This window comes from Streptomyces sp. NRRL WC-3742 (assembly GCF_000720635.1).
In the GTDB taxonomy this organism is placed as follows: Bacteria; Actinomycetota; Actinomycetes; order Streptomycetales; family Streptomycetaceae; genus Kitasatospora.
In genome coordinates this window covers 1-22,244 of sequence record NZ_JOCF01000010.1, presented here as the reverse complement: position 1 = coordinate 22,244, position 22,244 = coordinate 1, and the positions used below count along the sequence as shown (strand labels likewise).

The 22,244-nt window shown below is 73.6% G+C and carries 20 protein-coding genes; 9 read left to right on the top strand and 11 right to left on the bottom strand.

The genetic code is table 11. The features are described from left to right. The first annotated feature begins 47 nt into the window (after window positions 1-47). Both IH61_RS0108320 and IH61_RS0108315 read left to right on the top strand, forming a co-directional pair. The gene (locus IH61_RS0108320; protein WP_324607588.1) at window positions 48-482 is read left to right on the top strand and encodes an ATP-binding protein; all 435 of its coding nucleotides are present in this window, start codon (window positions 48-50) and stop codon (window positions 480-482) included. A 138-nt stretch (window positions 483-620) separates the two neighbouring features. Beyond that, entirely contained in the window at window positions 621-1,604 is a 984-nt protein-coding gene (locus tag IH61_RS0108315) for a DUF5926 family protein (protein ID WP_031067256.1), read from the top strand. 197 nt (window positions 1,605-1,801) lie between these two features. Here IH61_RS0108315 and IH61_RS0108310 read toward each other — a convergent pair whose 3' ends face one another. Then, on the bottom strand, window positions 1,802-2,437 hold the full coding sequence (locus IH61_RS0108310) for a bifunctional DNA primase/polymerase (protein ID WP_031067253.1): 636 nt from the start codon (window positions 2,435-2,437) through the stop codon (window positions 1,802-1,804). 638 nt (window positions 2,438-3,075) lie between these two features. Between IH61_RS0108310 and IH61_RS0108305 the strand changes: the two genes are divergently transcribed. Next, window positions 3,076-4,581: a PP2C family protein-serine/threonine phosphatase gene (locus IH61_RS0108305; protein WP_078910933.1), complete on the top strand. Its 1,506-nt coding sequence runs from the start codon at window positions 3,076-3,078 to the stop codon at window positions 4,579-4,581. Window positions 4,582-4,707: 126 nt separating this feature from the next. After that, the gene (locus tag IH61_RS0108300; RefSeq protein WP_031067246.1) at window positions 4,708-6,207 is read left to right on the top strand and encodes an aminopeptidase P family protein; all 1,500 of its coding nucleotides are present in this window, start codon (window positions 4,708-4,710) and stop codon (window positions 6,205-6,207) included. A 51-nt stretch (window positions 6,208-6,258) separates the two neighbouring features. On the opposite strand, the gene IH61_RS42705 is transcribed toward IH61_RS0108300, so the two are convergent. Together IH61_RS42705 and IH61_RS0108290 are read right to left on the bottom strand one after the other, a co-directional pair. Then, the gene (locus IH61_RS42705; RefSeq protein WP_051836553.1) at window positions 6,259-7,623 is read right to left on the bottom strand and encodes a hypothetical protein; all 1,365 of its coding nucleotides are present in this window, start codon (window positions 7,621-7,623) and stop codon (window positions 6,259-6,261) included. Continuing rightward, the gene (locus IH61_RS0108290) at window positions 7,620-8,297 is read right to left on the bottom strand and encodes an RNA polymerase sigma factor (protein ID WP_234327078.1); all 678 of its coding nucleotides are present in this window, start codon (window positions 8,295-8,297) and stop codon (window positions 7,620-7,622) included. The genes IH61_RS42705 and IH61_RS0108290 overlap by 4 nt, the downstream gene beginning before the upstream one ends. 240 nt (window positions 8,298-8,537) lie before the next feature. On the opposite strand from IH61_RS0108290, the gene IH61_RS0108285 reads away from it, so the two are divergent. After that, the gene (locus tag IH61_RS0108285; protein ID WP_234327077.1) at window positions 8,538-9,647 is read left to right on the top strand and encodes a helix-turn-helix domain-containing protein; all 1,110 of its coding nucleotides are present in this window, start codon (window positions 8,538-8,540) and stop codon (window positions 9,645-9,647) included. A 71-nt stretch (window positions 9,648-9,718) separates the two neighbouring features. Here IH61_RS0108285 and IH61_RS0108280 read toward each other — a convergent pair whose 3' ends face one another. The 7 genes from IH61_RS0108280 to IH61_RS0108250 form a co-directional block, all read right to left on the bottom strand. After that, a complete protein-coding gene (locus tag IH61_RS0108280) occupies window positions 9,719-10,492 on the bottom strand; it encodes a MerR family transcriptional regulator (RefSeq protein WP_031067233.1) in 774 nt (257 codons plus the stop codon). Between the two features lie 79 nt (window positions 10,493-10,571). After that, window positions 10,572-11,792 carry a hypothetical protein gene (locus tag IH61_RS0108275; RefSeq protein ID WP_051836623.1) on the bottom strand — a complete coding sequence of 407 codons (1,221 nt, stop codon included), beginning with the start codon at window positions 11,790-11,792 and terminating at the stop codon, window positions 10,572-10,574. A gap of 123 nt (window positions 11,793-11,915) precedes the next feature. Then, complete coding sequence (locus IH61_RS0108270) at window positions 11,916-13,007, bottom strand: LAETG motif-containing sortase-dependent surface protein (RefSeq protein WP_031067229.1); 1,092 nt, start codon at window positions 13,005-13,007, stop codon at window positions 11,916-11,918. 205 nt (window positions 13,008-13,212) lie between these two features. Next, window positions 13,213-13,794, bottom strand: coding sequence for a flavodoxin family protein (locus IH61_RS0108265; protein WP_031067226.1), 582 nt, complete (start codon window positions 13,792-13,794; stop codon window positions 13,213-13,215). 162 nt (window positions 13,795-13,956) lie between these two features. Beyond that, complete coding sequence (locus IH61_RS0108260) at window positions 13,957-14,841, bottom strand: NAD(P)-dependent oxidoreductase (protein ID WP_031067224.1); 885 nt, start codon at window positions 14,839-14,841, stop codon at window positions 13,957-13,959. 143 nt (window positions 14,842-14,984) lie between these two features. Next, complete coding sequence (locus tag IH61_RS0108255) at window positions 14,985-15,413, bottom strand: YunG family protein (protein ID WP_051836551.1); 429 nt, start codon at window positions 15,411-15,413, stop codon at window positions 14,985-14,987. Between the two features lie 203 nt (window positions 15,414-15,616). Then, window positions 15,617-16,177: a GlcG/HbpS family heme-binding protein gene (locus IH61_RS0108250; RefSeq protein ID WP_031067218.1), complete on the bottom strand. Its 561-nt coding sequence runs from the start codon at window positions 16,175-16,177 to the stop codon at window positions 15,617-15,619. A 385-nt stretch (window positions 16,178-16,562) separates the two neighbouring features. Here IH61_RS0108250 and IH61_RS0108245 point away from each other — a divergent pair, with 385 nt between their 5' ends. Together IH61_RS0108245 and IH61_RS0108240 are read left to right on the top strand one after the other, a co-directional pair. Further along, entirely contained in the window at window positions 16,563-17,741 is a 1,179-nt protein-coding gene (locus IH61_RS0108245; RefSeq protein WP_051836545.1) for a sensor histidine kinase, read from the top strand. Continuing rightward, window positions 17,738-18,376 carry a response regulator gene (locus IH61_RS0108240; RefSeq protein ID WP_031067214.1) on the top strand — a complete coding sequence of 213 codons (639 nt, stop codon included), beginning with the start codon at window positions 17,738-17,740 and terminating at the stop codon, window positions 18,374-18,376. Before IH61_RS0108245 ends, IH61_RS0108240 begins: the two co-directional genes overlap by 4 nt. A gap of 529 nt (window positions 18,377-18,905) precedes the next feature. Here the strand turns inward: IH61_RS0108240 and IH61_RS42700 are convergent. Further along, complete coding sequence (locus IH61_RS42700) at window positions 18,906-19,451, bottom strand: hypothetical protein (RefSeq protein ID WP_031067211.1); 546 nt, start codon at window positions 19,449-19,451, stop codon at window positions 18,906-18,908. A gap of 289 nt (window positions 19,452-19,740) precedes the next feature. On the opposite strand from IH61_RS42700, the gene IH61_RS49515 reads away from it, so the two are divergent. After that, window positions 19,741-20,859 (top strand): glycosyltransferase, encoded by a 1,119-nt coding sequence (locus tag IH61_RS49515; protein ID WP_031067209.1) that lies wholly within the window; start codon window positions 19,741-19,743, stop codon window positions 20,857-20,859. A gap of 237 nt (window positions 20,860-21,096) precedes the next feature. Further along, the coding region (locus IH61_RS0108225) for an acyltransferase family protein (protein WP_158844805.1) at window positions 21,097-22,244 on the top strand (1,148 nt) is incomplete at its 3' end.

Below are 22,244 nucleotides of genomic sequence, written 5' to 3'. Positions count from 1 at the left end.
TACCTGAACCGGTCATCGATGATGCCGTTCTGATCCTTTCCGAACTGTTGAGCAACGCGTGTCGGTACGCCCGTCCGCTCGGCCCGCTCCCGGCCCTGGGCCGGGGTGCCCGGGCCGAGGTGGTCGACCAGGTGCTGGTCGGCGTCCCGGCGAGGACGCGGACCGCGCAGGGCGGGCGGGACGACGCGGAGAGCGGGGCCGAGCACCGGGACGAGCCGGACGGCGGCGTGCTGGTGCGCTGGCAGATGCACGCAAACGGCGTGCTCACCCTGGAGGTCACCGACGGCGGCGCGGCCACCCGGCCGCTTCCGGCCAACCCCTCGCTGACCTCGCGCGGCGGCCGCGGTCTGAGCATCGTCGACCAGCTGGCGAGCGACTGGGGCGTGCGCGACGCGCCGGGCGAGGTGACGGTCTGGGCGGCGCTGCCCGCCCGCGCCCGGCACGCCCGGCGCACCCCCGAGGGCGACGCGCGCAGCGCGTGAGCCGATAGCGGAAAGGGCGCGCACCACCGGGTGCGCGCCCCCTGGAACGCCGGGCCCGCGCGGGCGCGTTCCCGTGCGCACGGAATACGTCAGTAGGCTCTCCGGGATCAGAACCACCGTCCCCGGGAGAGCCGCACCATGGGCAAGAAGGCCGCCAAGAAGGCGCCGCAGCGTCAGTCCACCACCGCCGTCACCGGCGAGGTCCCCGTGGTGGGGGCCCGCGAAGCCTGTCCCTGCGGCTCGGGCCGCCGGTACAAGGCGTGCCACGGCCGCGAGGCTTCGCACGCCGTCCAGGAGCTGGTGCACCGTCCGTTCGAGGGCCTGTCGGGCGAGGCCGACTGGGTCGCGCTGCGCGAGCTGGTGCCGGCCGCCACGGTGCCGCTGACCCTGGCCGCCGGCGTGGCCGAGGGCGCCACCGGTGACGTCCCGTCGGTGACCCTGGCGACGGTCCTGCCGCTGGCCTGGCCCGCCCTGCGCCGGCAGGACGGCTCGATCCTGCTCGGCCTGCAGACCCAGTCCTCCTCCGGCGACCTCAGCCGCGACCTGGCGGACGCCCTGGAGCTGGCCCTGGCCACCGAGCCCGGCTCCCCCGTGCCCGCCCGCCGGACCGTCCCGGGCGGGCGCCGCCTGCAGGACCTGCTGGACGCCTCCGCCGCCTTCACGCCCGTCGTGCACACCGGCTTCGAGTTCTGGCTGGAGGACGCCGAGACCGCCACCGGTGAGGTCGCCGCCTCCCTGGAGCGCGCCAACGCCTCGGCCATCCCGACCGAGAAGCTGAGCAGCGTCGACTCCGCCTACTGGTGCGGCACCCCGGACAAGAACCACCTGCGCTGGGTGATGACCGTCCCCGAGGAGCAGCTGCTCGACGCGCTGGCCCGGCTGAACGCCGCCGGCGAAGCCTCGCTCGGCGCGGACACCCGTCTCGTCGGCTCGTTCCGCGCGCACGGCCTGACCGTCCCGGTGTGGGACCTCCCGCTGGAGATGACCGCCGCCGACTGCGAGAAGCCGGCCGCCGAGTTCGCCGAGCGCCTCGCCGCCGTACTCGCCGCCCCGACCCCGCTGACCGCCGAGGAGCGGCGCGCCCGGGCGAACCTGGTGAACCGTCAGGTCACCCTGAACTAAGGCGCGCGGGATCGGGGTGATACGCGTCACATTGTCGCGTGGGAAGCGCAATTTCCGGGCGTGGAGGGCGTCTTGGAAATTGGCGCGGGCGCCGATCCTTGTTACTGTCTAAAGAGTCCGGCCGCTGGTGCATCCCCCGTCGCCAGCGGCCGGATCTTTTGTTTTTCCGGAACGGCCCGACCGGTGCCGCCGCGTGTTCAGTACGCCGAGCGCCCGCTGTCCATCCTGGCCGTCGCCTCCACCAACTCCCCCAGCAGCGGCCCCACCTGCGGAAGCCACACCCCGCCCCCCTTCGCGGGCCTCGGCGCGAGCACCCAGCGCACCCTCCCGGCGGCCCCCCCGGGCGGCAGCGGCAGGAAGCCGCCCGTCCCGTGGTAGCGCAACGACGAGGGCACCCACGGCAGTTGGGCGAGCATCTCGCCGAGCGCGTCCAGCGAGTACGGCGCCACGAGCAGCGCGTAGCGGCCGGGCATCGCCAGTACCGGGCCGAGCGGCAGCCGCAGCGCGGCCAGGAAGACCAGCGCCCGCGCGCCGGCCGCCGCCGGCAGGCTGACCGCCGAGACCGCCGAGCCGGTGGCGGCCAGCACCGGCGCGTCCGGGCTCTGCCGCTCCCACCACCAGCGCACCATCCGGGCGTCCGTGGTGGCCGTCAGCAGCGACGGGTCGTGCGGGTGCGCGCCGGGGACGACGCAGTCCGGGTCGCCGCAGGAACACCGGCGCCCGCGCAGTACCGCGCCCGGCACCACGGGCCAGCGGTGGTCGACGGCCGCCGTCAGGGCCGCGACCAGCCGGGTGGAGCTCTCGTCGGACCGGTCCTCCGGGTTCTCACGCATGGCGCTCGTCCTTTCCCTGACCGCTCGGTTCGCCCCGCCGACACCCCTCGGAACTCGTCGCTCGGCCCGTGGCACGGCCCCGGAACCGGTACGGCGGTTGGGGGTCCCCCCGGCCGGAGGCTGGGGGAGGGTCGGCACGGCGGGCGGCGCGGCTGCGACGTGGGGCAGGGGCGGAGCACGACTTGAGAGGGGCCGCGCACTGGAACAGCCCTTGGAACGAGAATCCCGTATGCGCCCGGATGGACGCCGCCCGGGCGCGCTTGGTTCCACCGTACGAGTGAGAGACTTCCGGCCAGCCCGGCGGTCGGGCGGCACGGACATACGATCCGGACGGCCGCCCGGACCGTCCCTGCGGTTCTGCCCGTCACCGGCCCGCTCCATGCCTCACGGCCCGCCCGGCGCGCACACGAACCGTGCGCGCCCCCCGTCCGGGTCGCGAACCCCGTGGAACCGGCCATCCGCCTCGTCCCGGATCTGGACATGCCCCGAATGGCCTGTGTAGAAGTGGTGGCATTGCTGTCGATCAATGACGAGTAGTAGCGAATCGAGGCGAAACGCGCCCTAAGGCCGTACTCGCTCCACATTGGCCTTATCTGGGGGTTTCGCATGGCACGTAGCACCGCGTCAGGAGTGGCGGCATGACCGACTCCCACCCGCCGACGACACCCCCCGAGCCGGTCGAGCCCGCCGGCGCAGGCGGGCTCACCGTCCTCGACCCTCCGCCGAGCTTCCCCGGCGCCGCCGACACCCCGGAGGGCCCGGACACCCCGGCCGATCCGGATGACCCGGACGATCCGGACGATCCGGACTGCGCGGACGATCCCGACTGCGCGGACGACCGCACGGACCGGTCCGCGGCCCTGCAGGACCGTTTGGCCGGACGCCTGTCCGATATCACCAGCCTGCACGAGCACACCGAACGGCTCGCCCGCGCCCGCGGCCTCACCGCCACGCTGGACGCCGTCCTCGCCTCCGTCGCCGCGCTGCTCGGCGCCCGCCGGGGCGTCCTCGTCACCCGCACGCCCGGCGGCGGCCCCGGCCAGCCCGTCGGCCTCGGCCTGGACCGCGCCAGCCTCGGCGCGCTGGAGACCGTCCCCACCGAACAGAGCCTGCTCGCCCGGCTGCTGCGCGAACGCGACCGGCCCGAACAGCTGTACTCCCCCGAGCTCGGCGAGGACCCGACCACCGGCGACCGGCTGCGCGAACTCGCCGTCCACCTCGGCCTCGGCGGCTGCTACGGCCTGCCGCTCGCCACCGAGGAGGAGGGCCCGCTCGCCGCCGCCGTCTGGTTCTGGGACGGCCCCGCCGACCCGAGCGAGTGCCGGCGCGAGATGGCCCGGCTCTACTGCGAGTTCGCCGCCCCGCTGCTGGCCAAGCAGTTGGAGGCCGACCGCACCCTGCGCACCACCGAGGCGCTGCGCCGGGGCCTGCTGCCCGACCACCTCCCGCAGACTTCCGGGCTGCGCCTGGCCGCCAGGCTCGTCCCCGCGGGCCTGGAGCGCTCCAGCGGAAGCGACTGGTACGACGCCATCCCGCTGCCGGACGGCACGATCGGCCTCACCGTCGGCTCCGTCTCCGGCGACGGCCCCGGTGCGGGCCCCAGCTCCGCGCCCGGCGCCGCCGCCGCGATGGGCCGCGTCCGGGCGGCGCTGCGGGCGTACGCGGTACTGGAGGGCGAGGACCCGGTCTCCGTCCTCGGGGACCTGGAGCTGCTGCTCAAGACCACCGAACCCACCCGCACCGCCACCGCCGTCTACGCCTGGGTCGAGCCCGCCGAGCGGCGGATCACCCTCGCCGGGGCCGGGCACTGCCCGCCGATCCTGGTCGGCCGGGCGGGCGCCGAGTTCGTCGAGACCTCGCTCTCCGCGCCGCTCGGCATGCTGGCCTGCTGGGAGGCGCCCGGCGTCGAGTTCACCGCCGAGCGCGGTGACACCCTGCTGCTCTACACCGAGGGCCTGGCCCGCCGCTGCGGCCCGACCCTGCACGCCGGGCAGGCCAACCTGCGCCGGGCCGCCGCCGACGCCCCGCGCGACGTCCGGATCGACCCGGCCAGGCTCTGCGCCCACCTGCTGGCCGTCTGCCCCGCCCCGGACTCCGCGCCGGCCACCGACGACCTGATGTTGCTGGCGGCCCGCTTCGAGTGAGGGTTCGAACCCGGAACGAAAGGGCGGTCGCGCGTCCGTACCATGGAACGCACGGCCGCCCGCGCGTGTCGCGATCCGACACCTCCCCCCGAGGGCGGCGGTACCACCCCCAAGGAGGCGTTGTACGTGACCGAGGACCGCACCCCCGCACTGGCCGAGAACCCCGAGGCCGAGGGCGGCGAGGAGCCGAAGACGTTCAAGGGCCGCAAGAACGGGCTCTACGGCGAGATCTCCGACGAGCTGTCCGCCTCGATGAAGTCCGGCTGGGCCGACACCGAGCTGCACGGCCTCGCCCCGGTCGCCCAGGCCCCGTACGCCGCCGAACGCCGCGCGAAGCTCTCCGCCGCGTTCCCCGGCGAGCGCCTGGTCGTCCCGGCCGGCAACCTGCGGGTCCGCTCCAACGACTGCGACTTCGCCTTCCGCGCCGCCAGCGAGTACGTGCACCTCACCGGCGACCAGACCGAGGACGCGGTGCTCGTCGCCGAGCCCGCCGGCGAGAGCGGCCACGAGTTCGCCCTCTACCTGCTGCCCCGCTCCAACCGCGAGAACGGCGAGTTCTGGCTGGACGGCCACGGCGAGCTCTGGGTCGGCCGCCGGCACAGCCTCGCCGAGCAGGAGCAGCTGCTCGGCCTGCCCGCCCGCGACGTCCGCACGGCTTCCGAGGAGCTGACCGCCCTCGCCGCCGACTCCGCCGTGCCCACCCGCATCGTGCGCGGCTACGACGCCGGCCTGGAGGCCGCGCTCGCCGACGCGACCGACGAGGAGAAGGACGCCGAGCTCAAGGAGTTCCTGAGCGGCCTGCGCCTGGTCAAGGACGCGTGGGAGATCGGCGAGCTGCGCGCCGCCTGCGACGCCACCGTCAAGGGGTTCACCGACGTCGTCCGCGAGCTGGGCCAGGCCGTCGCCACCTCCGAGCGCTGGATCGAGGGCACCTTCTGGCGCCGCGCCCGCGTCGACGGCAACGACGTCGGCTACAGCACCATCGCCGCTGCCGGCCCGCACGCCACCACCCTGCACTGGGTCCGCAACGACGGCGACGTGCGCCCCGGCGAACTGCTGCTGCTCGACGCCGGCGTGGAGACTCATACCCTCTACACCGCCGACGTCACCCGCACCCTGCCGATCAACGGCCGCTTCGACGACCTGCAGCGCAAGATCTACGACGCCGTGTACGACGCCCAGGAGGCCGGCATCGCGGCCGTGAAGCCGGGCGCCCGCTTCCGCGACTTCCACGAGGCTTCGCAGCGCGTCCTCGCCGAGCGCCTCCTCGCCTGGGGCCTGCTGGACGCCTCGGTGTACGACGTCGAGAAGGTCCTGGAGCTGGGCCTCCAGCGCCGTTGGACCCTCCACGGCACCGGCCACATGCTCGGCCTGGACGTCCACGACTGCGCCCACTCCCGCCGCGAGGAGCACGTCGACGCGCTGCTCGTGCCCGGCATGGTGCTCACCGTCGAGCCGGGCCTGTACTTCCAGCAGGACGACCTGACCGTGCCCGAGGAGTACCGCGGCATCGGCGTCCGCATCGAGGACGACATCCTCGTCACCGAGAACGGCAACGAGAACCTCTCCGCGGGCCTGCCCCGCCGCGCCGAGGACATCGAGTCCTGGATGGCCTCCCTGGCCTGACCTGCGAAGGAAGGCCCGGCCCCTGAGGGAGCCGGGCCTTTCTCGCGCGTGCTACTTGGTGACGACCTGGACGTTGACGAGGGTGTCACCGGGCACGGTGTAGCTTCCGGAGTCGGGGGCGGGAACGACCAGGGTCACGTTGACCGGGAGGGTGCCCGCGCCGTCCTCCGGAGCCAGCTTCAGCCGGTAGCTGATCGTGACGCTCTGCCCCGGGGCAAGGTCGACCGGCGCATTGACGTTCAGATCGGTGCCGGAGAAGGCGCCGAGGGCATTGACGGACTTCCAGGTCGTGCCGTCCTGGAAGTCCACGGTCCCCTTGGGCAGCCGCCCGGGCGGCGAGCCCGGGTAGTTGCGGATGCTGACCACGGCCCTGGCCCCGGTGACCTTCTTGGTTCCGGTGTTCTTGAACGTCGCGGTGAACTCCACGGGCGTGCCGTCGTTCGTCACCTGCTGTCCGGGCCTGAGACCGGTCAGCGTCACGCTGACGGTGTTCGAGTACGGCGCCGGGTGGCCACTGACGTCGAGGCTGTCCACGATCGACTGCAGGTCCTCCTGGTAGTCGGCCTTGAGGCCGACCGCCGAGACGAACACCTGATCCTTGGGAAGCGCCCACAACTGCGACTTGAAGGTCACCCCGCCGCAACTCGCCTGCCACTGGGACTTGCGCGCGGCGCGACCGGAGACGGTGGGCGTGCTCTTCACGGGGGCGGAGCCGTAGTCCAGCTCACCACCGACCACCGAGTGCGGATTCCCCCAGACGGGGCAGTAGGGCTGATGGCCCCAGCCACCGAGGTCGTCGAGGTCGCCGGTCGTCGGCCAGATGCCCGACTCCGCATCGAAGACCGCCAGATCCACCCCGTACGGTTGGCAGTCCCGCTCGGTGGCGTTCTTCGGCGCCCCCGGGCTCAGCAGGCACAGGTGGAAGTTCGCCGGGTCCGTGGGGGCCGCCCGCCAGCCGGCCGGGATGCTCAGCTTCACACCCCGGAAGGTGTACGCCGTGCCCGCCGGGGTGGGGTCGGCCTCCGGGACCGCCGTCTCGGGGCTGCCGGCCGGGGTCTCCGTGGCCGTCTGGGTCGAGGTCGGGGTGGGGGTCACCGTCGGGCTCGTGCTCGGGACCGGGGTCGGCGAGGCCGACGTGGTGGCGGCCGGGGGTGGGGTGCGGTGGTCGGCGACGGGGCTGCCCTTGAGGGTGACCACGCCGATGGCCGCGGCGGCGGCGAGGCCGAGCAGTGGCACGGTGACCATGTACACCGGGCGCAGCCGCCGGATCCGGGACTTCGGGGGCGCGGCGGGGCGCAGGTCGTGGGCGGTGATCAGGGACGTCCGGGCGTTCATCGCCTCGCGGAGCAGCCGTTCGGTCGGAGTCTCGGCCGAACCGCCGTCATCGCCGTTCGGGGGAACGGACTTGTCGGTCATCGAACCTTCTCCAGGTGCTTTTCCAAGGCGTCCAGCGCCCGGCTGGCGGTGGACTTCACTGCGCCCCGGGAGAGTCCCAGGGTCTCGGCGATCTGCGCCTCCGACATGTCGGACCAGTAGCGCAGCACCAGCACCTCGCGCTGGCGGGAGGTCAATTCCTGCAGGGCGACGAGGACGCGGCGGTGCTCGTCGTTGAGGACCGCGTGGTCCTCGGCGGAGGGGGCGTCGGCCTCGTGCGGGGGCACGTACTCCCGGGCGGTCCTGCGGCGGCGCAGCATCGAGCGGGCGCCGTTGACCACCGAGGTGCGCAGGTAGCCGAGGGCGTTGTCGAGGTCGTCGAGCTGCTCGCCGTGGCGCTGGTAGAGCTGGGTGAACGCCTCCTGCACCACGTCCTCGGCGAGGTCCTGGTGGTCGACGAGGAGGACGGCCATCCGGACCAGGCCCAGGCGGTGGGCGTGGTAGAGGTCGGTCAGGGTGGGCCGTTCCTCGGTGGGCCTGCGACCGCCGCGCAGCAGCCGGAACCCGGAACGACGCTGCGCCGCCTGCTGGTCGGTGGTCGCGCCGGTGACCGGCTCGCCGGCCTCCTGCACGCCGAACAGCGCGGCTACCGTCCCGCGTACGGAGAAGCCGCGCGCCCACCCCGGCGCGGAGATCGGCCCCATGACCATGGACATCTTCGGTTCCGCTTTCCCCCAGGACGGTGACGGCGTCGTGCGCCGGACCGTCGGACCCCTTGATCGCGAACATGATCGGCGAGATCCTCGCAGCCGCTCCCGGCCCGGTTTCCTTCGCCCCCCTACTGATGGACGTACGGCGGCCGTCGAGGTTGCGGGCGGATTCGAAGAAGATTTCCGGGGTGGCCGCGAGGGCTACACTCACCGGGATTCCGCCACCCGTGAGCAGGGGGTTTCCGCATGGCAGGGATGGCCCGGACAGCCGAGGCGACCGAGGCGACCGAGGCGACCGAGGCGACCGAGCAGAACGGCGCGGGGGCCGGCTCCCGTCCCCGGCCGGTGGCCGTCACCATCGGGCGGCGTCCCGAGCCCGTGCACGACGTCGCGGTGTACGCCTTCGAGGGCATGGCGCCGTTCGAACTGGGCGTGGTGGTGGAGGTGTTCGGCCTGGCGCGACCCGAGCTGGGCGGGCTGCTGGCGGCGCCCTGGTACGGGCTGAAGGTGTGCGCCGACCGGCCGGGCACGGCGCTGGACGCGGTGGGCGGCTTCGCCCTGACGGCCCGGCACGGGCTGGACGAGCTGGCGGCGGCCGACACGGTGGTGGTGCCGGGGGTGCGCAACGCGTTCAGCGGGGGCGTGTCACCCGAACTGGTGGAGGCGCTGCGGACGGCGCACGAGCGCGGCGCCCGGATCGTGTCGATCTGCTCGGGCGCCTTCGCGCTGGCCGCCGCCGGGCTGCTGGACGGCAAGGAGGCGACCACCCACTGGCGGTACGCCGAGCTGCTGCAGCAGCGTCACCCGTCCGTGCGGGTCAACCCGGACGTGCTGTACGTGGACGGCGGCGACGTGCTGACCAGCGCGGGCAGCGCCGCCGGGATCGACCTGTGCCTGCACCTGGTGCGGCGGGACCACGGCGCCAAGGTGGCCAACAGCGTGGCCCGGCGGTTCGTGGTGCCGCCGCACCGGGACGGCGGGCAGGCCCAGTTCATCGAGGCGGCCGTGCCCGCCGTGGAGCCGGAGGACGACGGGATCGTCCGCAGCATGCAGTGGGCCCTGGACCACCTGGCGTCCCCGCTGACCATCTCGCAGCTGGCCTCGGCCGCTCGCATGTCGGACCGTTCGTACCTGCGGCACTTCACCGCCCGCAACGGCACCAGCCCGATGCGCTGGGTCGTCACCCAGCGCATCGCGGCCAGCCTGCCGTTGCTGGAGGCCCCGGAGGGGACGGTGGAGGAGGTCGCCGCAGCGGTCGGCTTCGAGAGCGCCGCGACGTTCCGCCACCACTTCGGCCGGGTGATGCGCACCTCCCCGACCGCCTACCGGCGCTCCTTCGGGCGCGGGGTGGCCTGAGCGGCCCGGTTCAACCCCTGCTCGGGCGGCTTCACGCCTGAGCGGCCCGTTTCACGCCCGCTCGAGCGGGTTCACGCCTGCTCGCGCCGGTCCGCGTTGGCGACGATGGCGTCGTGCAGCCACTGCGCCAGGCCCGGGGCGAGGTCCTCGTACGTCTTGGTCCACCGGGGGTCCGACACGTACAGGCTCGCCAGTCCGCGGTGGATGGTGAACGTGCAGTCGTAGAAGTTGCGGCAGATGTGCTGCCGGTGCTCCTCGGCGAGGTCGACGGCGAGCGTGCCGTCGGCCGGCTCGCCCGCGGTGACGGCGGCGGCCAGACGGGTGTTGAGCTCCGTCATCTCGGCCTGGATCCGCTGCCAGTCGGCCTTGCCGTAGCCGCCGGTGCGGCGCTGGGACTCGGCCCACGCCTCGGTGTTCCCCCAGCGCTGTTCGGCTTCCTGCTCCCAGCTCTCCTGGTAGCCCTCGCCGAAGATCTCGAACTTCTCCTCCGGGGTCAGCTGAATGCCCATCCTGCGTGCCTCCATGGCGTGTTCGACGGCTGTGGCGAGCTCCTGGAGGTGACTGATCCGGTCGGTCAGCAGCTGGTGCTGGCGCCGGAGGTGCTCGGTCGGGCTGACCGAGCCGTCGTCCAGGATCGCCGCGATCTCTTCCAGGGGGAACCCGAGTTCGCGGTAGAAGAGGATCTGCTGCAGCCGGTCGAGGTCGGTGTCCGTGTACCGGCGGTAGCCGGCGCGGGTGCGGCCCGCGGGGGACAGCAGTCCGATCTCGTCGTAGTGGTGCAGGGTGCGGACGGTCACCTTGGCGATCTTCGCCACGGCGCCGACCGAGTGGCCCTCGTTGCTCATGGGGTTCCTCCCTTCGTCGCTGGCTCCACCCTCGCGCCTCACGTCGCGTGAGGGTCAAGCCGCCTTTTCCCGGGAGATCTCAGGCGTCGACGAGCACGCGCTCGCGGCGGCGGGCGCCCCGGCGCGTCCCCGCGCCCTCCGCCGACGGGCGCGGGCGGCGGGTGCGCTGGGTGGGCCAGAACAGCACGTACAGCGCCGAGACCACCACGAAGGCGAGCCGGGCGAAGCCCCGGGCCGAGTCCGTCGGCAGGAGCAGTGTGCCCCCGTACAGCGCGGCCAGCGCGATCCAGCTCCACCAGGGGACGAGCCGCTTCTGGCCGATCGCGTCCCAGAGCAGGGTGCCGAGCAGGATGGAGGCGGTGTAGTAGGTGTAGACGCTCGGGTCGAGCAGGATGCGGGCGTCCGCGCCGAGCAGCACCACGGCCGGCCAGCGGCCGCGCCACACCGCGAAGCAGCCGAGGCCGATGCCGAGCGCGAACTGGGCCGGGCGGTCCCACCAGGGGGTGGACGGGTCCGTCACCCCGAACCAGCGCAGCGCGGAGGCGGGCTGGTTGGGGATGGTGAACTTGGCGGCCGCCAAGGTGTCCAGGTTGCCCAGGTAGAACGGCAGCCAGGCGACGGCCACCAGGAGGCAGAACCAGAGCGCGGCGCGCAGCCAGGTGCGCCGGGGCAGGGCGAGGATCAGCGGGGCGAAGGCGATCGCCCAGGGCTTGGAGTCCACCGCCAGGGCGAGGAACAGCGCGACCTGGACGGGCTTGCCGCGGGCGAGCGCGTGCGCGGCGAGGGTGGTGAAGAAGAGCGCGAGGACGTCGTCCAGGTGCGCGAAGCGGACGGAGACCTCGACCCACATGGGGATGAACGCCAGCCCGGCGATCAGCAGGCGCTGCTGGAGCCGGCGGTGGTTGGTGCCGGTGCCGAGGTAGTGGAGGGCGGCGGTGCGGCCGATCAGGACCAGCATCACCAGGCCGAGCCCGGCGCTGACCGCCTCGGCGAGCAGCTCGCCGGTGTGCGGGGAGAACGGGGCGGTGAGCCGGGCGGCGGCCAGGCTGACCGGGCCGATCTGCAGCTCGGGGTGGTGGGCGTAGAGGGAGAGTCCGCCGTCGGGCTGGCCCGAGAAGAGGAGCTGCTCGCCCTGGCGCAGGTAGTGCCAGGAGAAGCCCCCGCTGGGCTCTACCAGGAGGAACCACAGGACCGTCCAGGCGACCAGCAGGACGTGGTGTCTACGGAGCGGCAGCCCCGCGATCCGCCCGGTCGCCGCCTCGTAGTCGGTGGTGGTCCGTGCCGTGCGTGCTCCCCGCACCAATACCTCTCCCCGCCGATCCGCCCCCCTCGGCCGGACATCCTATGTGACCGCGGAGAACGGTCTGTGCCGTCCGCGACCCCCGCTCCTGTGAAGCGGGGGTCGCGGACGGGGGGCGCTGGATCAGCCCTGCTGGCCGGAAGCCTTGCGACGGCGCAGGACCACCAGGGTGCCGGCACCGGCGGCCAGGACGGCGGCACCGGCGGCGGCGATCACGGTGGTGTTGTCCCCGCCACCGGTCTGGGCCAGGGCCTTGTCGCCGGCGTCGGCCTTGGACTTGGCCTTGGTGACCGCGTCGGCGGGCAGCTTCGGCGGGGTGATGACCGGGGGCTCGACCGGGAAGTCGATCGGGCCGCCGGCGTCGCCGGTGGTGCTCGCGGCCGGGGAGGGGGTGGTCGCCGGGGTGGTCGCCGGAGTGGTGGGCGTCTTGGTGGCGCTCTGGGTCGGCGTCGGGGTCACCGTCTCCGTCGGGGTGGTCGTCCCGCTGGGGGTCGGCGTCCCGGTCTGCGACGGGGTCGGGCTGGGCTTGCCGGAGTGGGTCGGGGTCGGGCTCGGCTTGCCGCCGCCACCGCCGTCGCCCTGGGCCTTGATCACGAACCGGGAGCCGCCCTCGCAGCTCAGGTTGCCGTTGTCGACGGGCAGGTGGGTGTCGTCGTCGAGCTGTGCCGAGTAGGCGGCGGGGACGACACCGGCCTTGCCGAGCGGGGCGTCCTCGGTGAAGGTCGCCCGGATGTCGATCTTCAGGGTCTTGCCGCGGTTCAGGCCCAGCAGGGCGTCGGGCTGCGGGTTGCCGCTGTCGTCGAGGCCGCCGAGCAGGATCAGGACGGCGTCCTTCTTGCTGCCGCTCGCGTCGGGGGCGACCACGGCCGTCCGCCAGTCCTCGCCGGGCAGCTGGTACTCGACCTTGAGGTCGGTCGGGTGGAGCTCGCCCGCACGGCTCTTGAACTTGAGCAGCGGGTAGAGCACGAAGTCGTGCTTGGTCTTGTTCTCGACCTCGTAGGTGAACATGCGGCCCTTGCCACCGGCGATGAACGAGCCGGGGACGCCGTCCAGCGACAGGTTCAGCTTCGAGGCGGCCGACTTGTCGGCCTGCGGAGCGGCGGCGGAAGGGCTGGCGGTGGCGCCCACGGCCACGGCGCCCTGAGCGCCGGCCAGGACGAGCGAGGAGGTGAGCGCGGCGGCGCCTACGAGGGCGAGACTGCGACGTATGGACAAGGAGACCTCACGGAAGTGTCCGGGCGAGGCCCGGGCGCGGAAGGGTGGCCCGACAGGCGCTACGCCCCCCGCGAAGCTTGAAGTTCGAGGAGAGTACCGAACGTTCCGGCCACTCAGGAAGGCGGGTTGCGTTCCACGGCCCGCGGGCGGCGCGGGGGTGCCCGATACGTCCAACTCCGTCCGGCGAAAGGGCTTTTGCCCAGGGTCAGCCGGCGAAGAAGGACTTGGCCTCGACCAGCGCCCGCTCGTCGCCCAGCACGTCCCCCGGCCGGCTGCCGTTGCCGATCAGCACGCCGCCGAAGCGCATGTCCATGTACTCGGCCGACAGCCGGAGCGTGCCGACCAGCGGCTCGGCCTTCTCCGGCGTACCGGCCAGGACGGTGACGCCCCACAGGGTGCGCCCGCCCATCCGGGGCCTGAAGTCCAACCCGGGCACCCGCATCCAGCCCGACCAGTGGTCGAGGTAGAGCTTGGCGCTGGTGGGCAGCGCGTACCAGTACACCGGCGCGACGAAGACCAGGTCGGTGGCGGCCAGGGTGGCGTCCAGCAGCGTACGGGCGTGGCCGGTCGGCTCGGCGTAGACGCCGTCCCCGTCGTGCCGCCGGTCCTCGAAGGGCGGCAACGGGTGGTCGTCCAGTCGCAGCCAGCGCTGCTCGGCCCCGGCGGGCAGGCTCGCCTCGGCGGCGTGCCGGGCCAGGCGCACGGTGTTGCCCTCCTCGCGGGTGCTCGCGTCGAGGAACAGGAAACTGCGCGGCGCCCGAGCGGCGGCGGACGGCTGATCGGTCATCGGTACTCCCCCGGTCTCGTGGAACGGTCCTGGTGGGACCGTTCTCGTCGGACGGTCCTCACCGGACGGTTCTCGTGGAACTGTCCTCATCGGACGGTCGGAGGTGCGAGCAGCCGTCGCGCGCCGCTTATTCCGGCTGTTTCCGGCGTGTGTCGGCCCGCGTCAGGCGGGCAGCCCCGCGCGGCGGCGGGCGACCTCGGCGACGGCCGCCCAGTCCTTGTCCCCGTCGCCGTGCGCGAGCGCGTCCAGGAAGGCGTCGCGCAGGACGCTGCCGAACGGGAGCGGGACGGTCGAGGCGGCGCCGGCGTCGAGGGCGAGGCCCACGTCCTTGAGCCCGAGCGGCAGCCGGAACCCGGCCGGCTCGTAGCGGCGTTCGGCGACCATCGCGCCGTACCCGCCGTAGATCGGCCCGGGGAAGAGGGTGCCGGTGAGCAGCTCGACCAGGTCGGTGGGCCGCACCCCGTTGGCCTCGGCGAGGGCACACGCCTCGGCCATGGACTCGATCGCGCAGGCCAGCAGGAAGTTGACGCTGATCTTGGTGGTGTTGGCCTGGCTCGGCCGGTCGCCGAAGTGCCAGGTGCGCTGCCCCATCGCGGCGAACAGCGGCTCGGCGCGCTCCAGCAGGGCGGGCTCACCGGCGGCCAGGATGTTGAGCTGCCCGGCGGCGGCGACCGGGGGCCGTCCGAGGACGGGCGCGGCGACGTAGCCGACGCCGTGCTCGGCGTGCAGGGCCTCGGCCCGCTCGGCGAGGGCGAGCGAGACGGTGGCCATGTTGACGTGCAGGGTGGCCTCGGCGCCGGCCAGCAGCCCGGAGTCCAGCAGCAGGCGCTCGAAGGCCGTGTCGTCGGCGAGCATCGAGACCACGATGTCGGCGGCGAACACCTCGGCGAGCGTGCCGGCGGCCTCGGCGCCCTCGGCCACCAGGGCGGCCACCGGTTCGGGCGAGCGGTTCCACACCCGTACGGCGTGACCGGCCCGCAGCAGACTGCCGGCCATGCCCCGGCCCATCGCGCCCAGCCCCACGAAGCCGATCAACTGCCTGGTCATCGCACACCCCTTCGCCCACGGATGGTCCGCGGCCGACTGTACGTCAGACGGACGTGCCGGGGCGGCTCGGTCTCAGGGATCAGGATCAGGGCCAGGGGTAAGGGGTAAGGGTAGGGGCCAGGCTCAGGAGTCAGGTTCAGGGCTCAGGCGACGGCGCGGGCGGGCGGCCAGGTGCGGTCCGAGGCGGCGGCGCCGTGCTCCAGCTGGGTGACGACGCGGTGGCGCAGCAGCTCGTACTGGGCCTGGAGCCGGCCCGGGCGCGCCGGGCGGGCGACCGGGCGGCCCGGGCTGACGTGCTCGTCCGGCCCGAACTGCTCGCGGGTGAGGTCGATCTCGACGCCGGTGGCGAACCGGTTCCACCAGTGGAGGTCGGTGCGGACCCCGCCGACGTGCACCTCGCCCATCATCAGCTCGCCGCCGAGCAGGTCGTGCAGCACCATCGCCGTCACTCCGCACTGGCCGCGGGCGGGGTTGTCGGGACGCCAGTGGGCCAGATCCTCGGGCGCACAGGTGTCGACGTCCCAGGAGGAGCGGATCGCGCGTTCGATGTCGTTGAGGGTCCACGCCGTCATACCGGGAAGCCTGCCACGCGGCACTGACAACGACACCGGCTTTTCGAAGGGTCACCCGCTGTTCTGCGGCGACCCTCCCGGCGTTCACCCGAACGAGTGGAGGGCTCGACGGACGGCAGCCCGGAGGCCCGTTCCGCGTGCGCGGTACGGGCCTCCGGGGCCGCAGGGCCTACGTGCCCAGCGCCTACCTGCCGGCCCAGCGCCTACTTGCCGAGCGCCGCGACACCGGCCTGGGCGAACTGCTCGTCCAGGTCGCCGCTCGGGGCGCCCGCGACACCGATGCCCGCGACCGGGGCGCCCTTCGACTGCACCGGGGCGCCGCCGGCCAGGAACAGGGTGCCCGGGATGTCCTTCAGGTTCGGGGCCTGGGCCAGGCGCTTGGCCAGCTCCGAGGTCGGGGCGTTCCAGGAGACGGCGGTGAACGCCTTGCGCTGGGCCGACTCGGTGGCCTGCGGGCCGGCGCCGTCGCCCTTCAGCAGGACGCGGACGACGCCGTCCCGGTCGACGACGGCGACGGACACGTGCTGGCCGGCCTTGGTCGCGGCGTCCAGGGTGGCCTGGGCGGCGCGGGTGGCGGCGTCGAGGTTCAGCCCGGTGGACTGGGCCAGGTTCTTGTTCTGGACGTCGATCTTGACGGCGGCGGGCGCGGCCGGGGTCTCGGAGGTCTCGGCGCTGGCCGAGACGGCGCCCACGGTGGCGGCGGCGAGCGCGGCGGCGGCGACGGTACCGGTCAGCACGCGAGTGCGGACGGAGGTGTTCTTCAGGGTGTTCTTCACGGGGTGCTCCTCGGCGGATCTGCGCGGTCGACGGGTGGAGGGGAGGGGGTCCGGGCCGGGCGGCGGGGGGGACCGCCCGGCTCTGCTTCGATCCTCCGGCCGGGTACGGGCTCCGGGCATCGACGGTCCGGCGCGACCGTCCGAGCGGGACGGTCGACGGACCCGTCAACCGATCGGCTGATGCGCGCCCGGGCCGTTCGGGTCACCATCGAGGGATCGGCGCTGGTCAGGGCGCCGAGCGCCCGCCGTTCGTCCTGGAGACCCCGTGCCGCAGCCCGAGCCCGCCGAGCACACCTCCGGAGAAGACGCTGCCGGAGGAGACGCCAGCGGGCCCCGCGCGCTCGGGGACCCGGACGCCGGGCGGCTGGCGGTAATGCTGGACTCCGCCTTCCTCCTCCTGCTCGCCGCCGCGCTCACCCGCTACCTCACCCACCACGCCGACAGCCCCCTCGTCCCCTGGGTGATCGGGCTGAGCGCCGCCCTGGCCGTCGTCCAGCCCACCGGCTCCTGGCTCGCCCACCGCCACCCGCCCGCACCGGGCCGCCGCCGCCTCTGGCCGCTGGCGGTGGTGGTGGCGCTCTGGGTGGTCCTGGTCCTGCTCGCGCCGAGCTTCGCGTGGTGCGCCGTCCCACTGATCTACAGCGCGCTGCGCGCCCTCCCCGGGAAGGCGGCGATCCCGCTGGTCGCCGCCCTGACGGTGCTGGTGGTGGTCGCCCAGATCCGGCTGCCCGGCGGCGCGGACGCCACGCTCGTCCTGCTGCCGCCCGCCGTGGCCGCGCTCGCCACCGGCGTCTTCCTGTTCATGGCCCGGCAGGCCGCCCGGCAGCGGGCGCTGATCGCCGACCTGGTCCGCACCCGTCGCGAACTCGCCGCCACCGAGCGGCGGGAGGGCACCCTGGCCGAGCGTGGGCGCCTGGCGATGGAGATCCACGACACCCTGGCGCAGGGCCTCTCCAGCCAGCAGATGCTGCTGCAGGCCGCCGAGCGCACCTGGGACACCGATCCGGCGACCGCCCGCACCCACGTCCGCACCGCCGCCGAGGTGGCCGCCCGCAACCTCGCCGAGGCACGCCGCTTCGTCCACGACCTCGCCCCGGCCGAACTGGCGCAGGGCCGGGGCCTGGAGCAGGCGCTGCGGGCGCTGGCCGGGCGGGAGTCGGCCGAAAGCGGCCTGCCCGTCCGGTTCCACCTGGACGGCGCGCCCGTCCCGCTGCCCACGGCCGCGCAGGCGGCGCTGCTGCGGATCGCCCAGGGCGCGCTGGCCAACGTCCGGGAGCACGCCGGGGCCTCGGCCGCCGCGATCACGCTGTCCTTCCTCGGCGACCAGGCCGTGCTGGACGTCGCCGACGACGGGCAGGGCTTCGACCCGGCGGCGGGCAGCTCCGGCGGCGGTCGCGGGTACGGGCTCCCGGCGATGCGCGCCCGGCTGCGGCAGCTCGGTGGCACGCTGACGGTGGAGAGCGCCCCCGGCGAAGGCACCGTCGTCTCCGCCGCCATCCCGCTGGGGCAGCGCACGGAGCAGCGCACGGAGCAGCGATCGGAGCAACGATGAACGGCGTCCCTTCCCCCGTACGGCTGTTGGTCTGCGACGACCACGCGGTGGTCCGCGCCGGGCTGCTCGCCCTGCTCGCCAGCGCGGGCGACATCACGGTGGTCGGCGAGGCCAGCACCGGGGAGGAGGCCGTCGCGCTGGCCGCCAGGCTGAAGCCGCAGGTCGTACTGATGGACCTCCAGCTCGGCGACGGCATCGACGGCGTCGAGGCCACCCGGCGGATCACCGCCGCTCCGGGCGGGCCGCACGTGCTGGTGCTCACCACGTACGACACCGACGCCGACATCAGCCGGGCGATCGCCGCCGGCGCCACCGGCTACCTGCTCAAGGCGGAGCGGCCGGAGGAACTGTTCGCCGCCGTCCACGCCGCCGCGCAGGGACGTACGGTCCTCTCGCCGCCGGTCGCCTCCCGGGTGATGGCGCAGATGCGGGCGCCCGCTCCGCAGCTCACCGAGCGGGAGCAGGACATCCTCGAACAGCTCGCCCAGGGGCTCGGCAACCGGGAGATCGCGCGGGCGCTGTTCATCAGCGAGGCGACGGTGAAGACGCACCTGGGGCGGATCTACGACAAGTTGGGCGTGGACACCCGGGCGGGGGCAGTGGCGGTGGCCAAGGAGCGCCGGCTGCTGCGCTGACGTCTGCCGCTCCCGTTCCGCTTCCCGCTGTTCCTCGCCGTTCCCGCTGTTCCTCGCCGTTTCCCGCCCTTCCCAGCCGTTCCCCGCCGTTCCCATCCGTGCTCGCGCGGTGTCGGTGCGTGCTGACATGATGCTCGGAGTGTCGGATTCCGTACGCGCCGCACTCGGCCGGTCGAGCCCGCCCGATTGACGCCGTACGGCCGCGCCGGGGTTTGCCCGCTGGCCCGGCGCCCTTCGCGGCTCCCGGAGCTGCCCGCGCGGTTGTGGAAGTTTCGTGGATATCGCTATTGACAAACCAACCATGCGGTTTGTTACCGTGAATCCAACGACGCCTCGGGGGGTAGGGGCTCGCCGGGGGCCTGTGCGGTCGCTCTCGCCGGAGAGCGCGGTCAGGGGGGCCGGCGGGAGCTGCCGGGGAGTCGGGGGGAGCGGCAGTGCCGAAGCCGCGCGACGTGGCGGCGCGGGACGGGTCCGGGGGGACTCGTCCCGCGCCTCCCCCGGTCTCAGCCCTCGGATGTCGCCTCGAGCGTCACCATCCCGAGGCGCTCCAGTACGGGCAGCACACCTCGGGCAGCGCCACGGGCCCGTGCCCGGAACAGGCCGCGTCCGAGGAACCGGCCAGCAGCCGCACCTCGCCCAACTCGCCGAAGCGGAGCGCCAGTCGGTAGCCGTCCCCGGTCGCCGCGGCGACTCCCGGACGGGCGGGCCCGTCTCCCAGCCCGGTGATCGTCCAGCCGCGCCGGCGCCAGTGCCGCTCCACCGCCCCCGCCAGTTCCGCCCGCCGCGGCAGCGACACCACCGTCAGCACGTCCCGCCCCCGGCCCACGTACCAGCAGGGCTCCGACTCCCGCCCCGGCCGCGGCAGCCGCACCCCCGCCGCGGGCACCCCCGCCCGCCAGGCGAGCGGCGGCTCGACGGCGTCCAGCGTCTCCTGGAGCAGCGCCTCGCAGCGCTCCGCGGCGCCCAGCCTCCCGACCGGGGGCCGGCCGGGGCGGCCCGGCGCTCCCCCGTAGGACGTACCTCCACAACGACCGCCCTGGAAACCGAGGTTGAGCTCGGCGCCGCCTGACTGCACTGGTCCCTCCGCACTCCTCCCGGCGTTCAACCCGGGCAGGGATTCCGTCACTGCTTGGACGGCGGCCGCAGACGGGCAGTTCCACCGCCGCCACCCACCCTTTTGAGCACACTCTCACCCGAATGACAAGTCCCGCCACAGAACGGCCGATTAACGACCATTGTGATCGATTGCGAATTGACGGAACGTCATTTAGCGGGGTGAGACTGCCCTGTTACCCATTCGATGCACGCATCAGATACAGACACCCCAGACGCCGCGCCCCGACCCGGCGCGGGAGGAGACGACCATGCGCATACTCTTCACCGGCCCGGCCTCGGCCGGCCACGTCTTCCCGATGGTGCCCTTCGCCCAGGCGCTGCGCGCCGCCGGGCACGAGGTCCTGTTCGCCGGGCAGCGCCCGCTGGACCCGATGACCACCTCCGGCTTCCCCGTCGTCGAGATCGGCGACGGCCGCACCCTGGAGGAGCTGTTCATCGAGTGGCGCCAGGGCCCGATGACCTACGGCAACGCCAGCCTCTCCACCGATGAGCTGAAGGACCTGGCCGCCGCCGGCTTCGTGCACGCCGGCCGCACCACCGTGGACGACCTGCTCGCCACCGCCTCCGGCTGGGGCGCCGACCTGCTGGTGCACGCCACCTTCCAGACCGCCGCCCCGCTGGTGGCCGCCAAGCTCAAGATCCCGCTGGTGATGCAGAACTACGGCATTCCGTCCGGCCGCGAGATGATCGAACTCTTCACCCGCCACCAGGCCGACCTCTACGAGCAGCACGGCGTGGCCGGCCCTGCCGACTCCACGGCGATCAACGTCGGCCCGTTCGGCGGCGACCCGGACGGGCTGCGCGCCCGCTACCTCCCGTACAACGGCACCGGCGTGGTACCCATCGAGGTGCTGCGCCCGTCCGAGAAGCGGCGAGTCCTGGTCACCCTGGGCTCGGTGGTCGCCCGCGTCGAGGGCGTGGGCGGGGTCACCCGGCTGATCGAGGCCGCCGCCGAGGTGGACGCCGAGTTCCTGCTCGCGGTCGGCGACGCCGACATCTCGCCGCTCGGCACGCTGCCCGCCAACGTCCGCCCGATGCCGTGGATCCCGCTGGTCGAGCTCGTCCGGCACACCGACGCCGTCGTCCACCACGGCGGCGCCGGCACCACCCTGACCAGCCTCAACGAGGGCCTGCCCCAGCTCGTCCTCCCCCAGGGCGCCGACAACTTCATCGTCGCCGAGGCCCTCACCGCCGCCGGTATCGCCCTGCGCTCCACCTCCGACACCGTCGACGTCGCCACCCTCGACCGGCTCCTCAACGACCCCGAGCTCCGGGCCACCGCGAAGTCCGTCCAGGCCGACAACCTCGCCCTCCCCACCCCGGCCTCGCTCGTCCCGACCTTCGAAGCCCTCGCCGGCCGGGCCTGACCTGCCCCGAGGGGGCCGCGGATCGCCCGCGGCCCCCTCGCGCTTCGGCTGCGCCGGGTGTGCTGCCACCCAGGCTTTCGTCGATTTTGGCTGTCATAAGATAAGCGCACGGTTGATCAGCCTGCGGGTGGCGTGCCCGCACGACGGCTGAGAGGCAGCACAGTTCTCTGACGCCCACGACCCTCGTCCGCGGTCCCGGGCGAGAGCGGGCGTGTCGACATGATCGGACTCCCGCCAGTGCTCCATGCGCCCGCGACACCGCCCACCCGCCAGCGGGCCCACCCCGACCCCGCACCGGCAGGAGCCCGGCTGGCCGTCCTCGACGGCATGCGGCTGATCGCCGCGCTCGCCGTCGCGGGATTCCACTACCTGAGCGCGATCTCGCCCGCCCTGTGGGGGCCGTCCCCGAAGGAGTTCGCCTACCCGCTGCACCACGCGTCGATGTACGGCTGGCTCGGCGTCGAGGCGTTCTTCCTCATCAGCGGATTCGTCATCTGCATGAGCAGTTGGGGACGCACGGCAGGACAGTTCGCCGCCTCACGAATATCCAGGCTCTACCCGGCCTACTGGGCCGCCGTCGTCCTGATCGTCGCCAGGATCGCGCTGATCCCCATGCAGACCCACGACGTCTCCTCGGTGATCCACCCCCGGGTCGTCCTGGCCAACCTGACGATGTTCCCCGACGCCCTCCACGCGAGCCTCCTGGACGGCGTCGCCTGGACCCTCGCCGTCGAGGCCCACTTCTACCTCCTCATGGCCGTCCTCCTGGCCTTCGGCACGACCTACCACCGGGTCATGGGGTTCTGTGTGATCTGGCTCGCCGCCGCACTCATCACCTCGGAGACGAAGAGCAAGTTCCTGGACGACCTCGTCCTCAGCCAGTACGCCGGCCTGTTCGTCGCCGGCATCGCGGTCTACCTCATGTACCGCTTCGGGCAGAACCTCATGCTCTGGGTAGTCCTCGGCTTCGCCTGGTGCTACGAAATGGCCGTGCTCCCCAACCGGCTGGCCGGCCACTCCCGGGAATGGGGCTCCCAGTCGCTCTGCTCCTGGACCGTCGCCGCCGCCGCGCTGACCGCCTTCCTGGCCCTCCTGCTCCTGGCCACCGTCGGCCCCCTCGCCCGCATCCGCTGGCGCTGGCTCATGACCGCCGGTGCGCTCACCTACCCCTTCTACCTGATCCACCAGAGCCTCGGCCTGCCCATGGCCGGCGAACTCACCGCCCACGCCCCCTGGCTCGGCCCGTGGGGCCGGCTCGCCCTCACCACCGCCTCGATGCTCCTCCTGGCCTGGATCATCCACCGCGTGGTCGAGAAGCCCCTCGGCCGCACCCTCCGCCGCCACCTCGACCAGGCCCTCACCCGCCACCCGAAGCCCCCCACCGC

Coding starts and splice junctions, on each gene's coding strand:
- IH61_RS0108315 (WP_031067256.1), top strand. CDS start 621: ATGGGCAAGAAGGCCGCCAAGAAGGCGCCGCAGCGTCAGTCCACCACC.
- IH61_RS0108310 (WP_031067253.1), bottom strand. CDS start 2,437: ATGCGTGAGAACCCGGAGGACCGGTCCGACGAGAGCTCCACCCGGCTG.
- IH61_RS0108305 (WP_078910933.1), top strand. CDS start 3,076: ATGACCGACTCCCACCCGCCGACGACACCCCCCGAGCCGGTCGAGCCC.
- IH61_RS42705 (WP_051836553.1), bottom strand. CDS start 7,623: ATGACCGACAAGTCCGTTCCCCCGAACGGCGATGACGGCGGTTCGGCC.
- IH61_RS0108290 (WP_234327078.1), bottom strand. CDS start 8,297: ATGTCCATGGTCATGGGGCCGATCTCCGCGCCGGGGTGGGCGCGCGGC.
- IH61_RS0108285 (WP_234327077.1), top strand. CDS start 8,538: ATGGCAGGGATGGCCCGGACAGCCGAGGCGACCGAGGCGACCGAGGCG.
- IH61_RS0108280 (WP_031067233.1), bottom strand. CDS start 10,492: ATGAGCAACGAGGGCCACTCGGTCGGCGCCGTGGCGAAGATCGCCAAG.
- IH61_RS0108265 (WP_031067226.1), bottom strand. CDS start 13,794: ATGACCGATCAGCCGTCCGCCGCCGCTCGGGCGCCGCGCAGTTTCCTG.
- IH61_RS0108260 (WP_031067224.1), bottom strand. CDS start 14,841: ATGACCAGGCAGTTGATCGGCTTCGTGGGGCTGGGCGCGATGGGCCGG.
- IH61_RS0108255 (WP_051836551.1), bottom strand. CDS start 15,413: ATGACGGCGTGGACCCTCAACGACATCGAACGCGCGATCCGCTCCTCC.
- IH61_RS0108245 (WP_051836545.1), top strand. CDS start 16,563: ATGCTGGACTCCGCCTTCCTCCTCCTGCTCGCCGCCGCGCTCACCCGC.
- IH61_RS0108240 (WP_031067214.1), top strand. CDS start 17,738: ATGAACGGCGTCCCTTCCCCCGTACGGCTGTTGGTCTGCGACGACCAC.
- IH61_RS49515 (WP_031067209.1), top strand. CDS start 19,741: ATGCGCATACTCTTCACCGGCCCGGCCTCGGCCGGCCACGTCTTCCCG.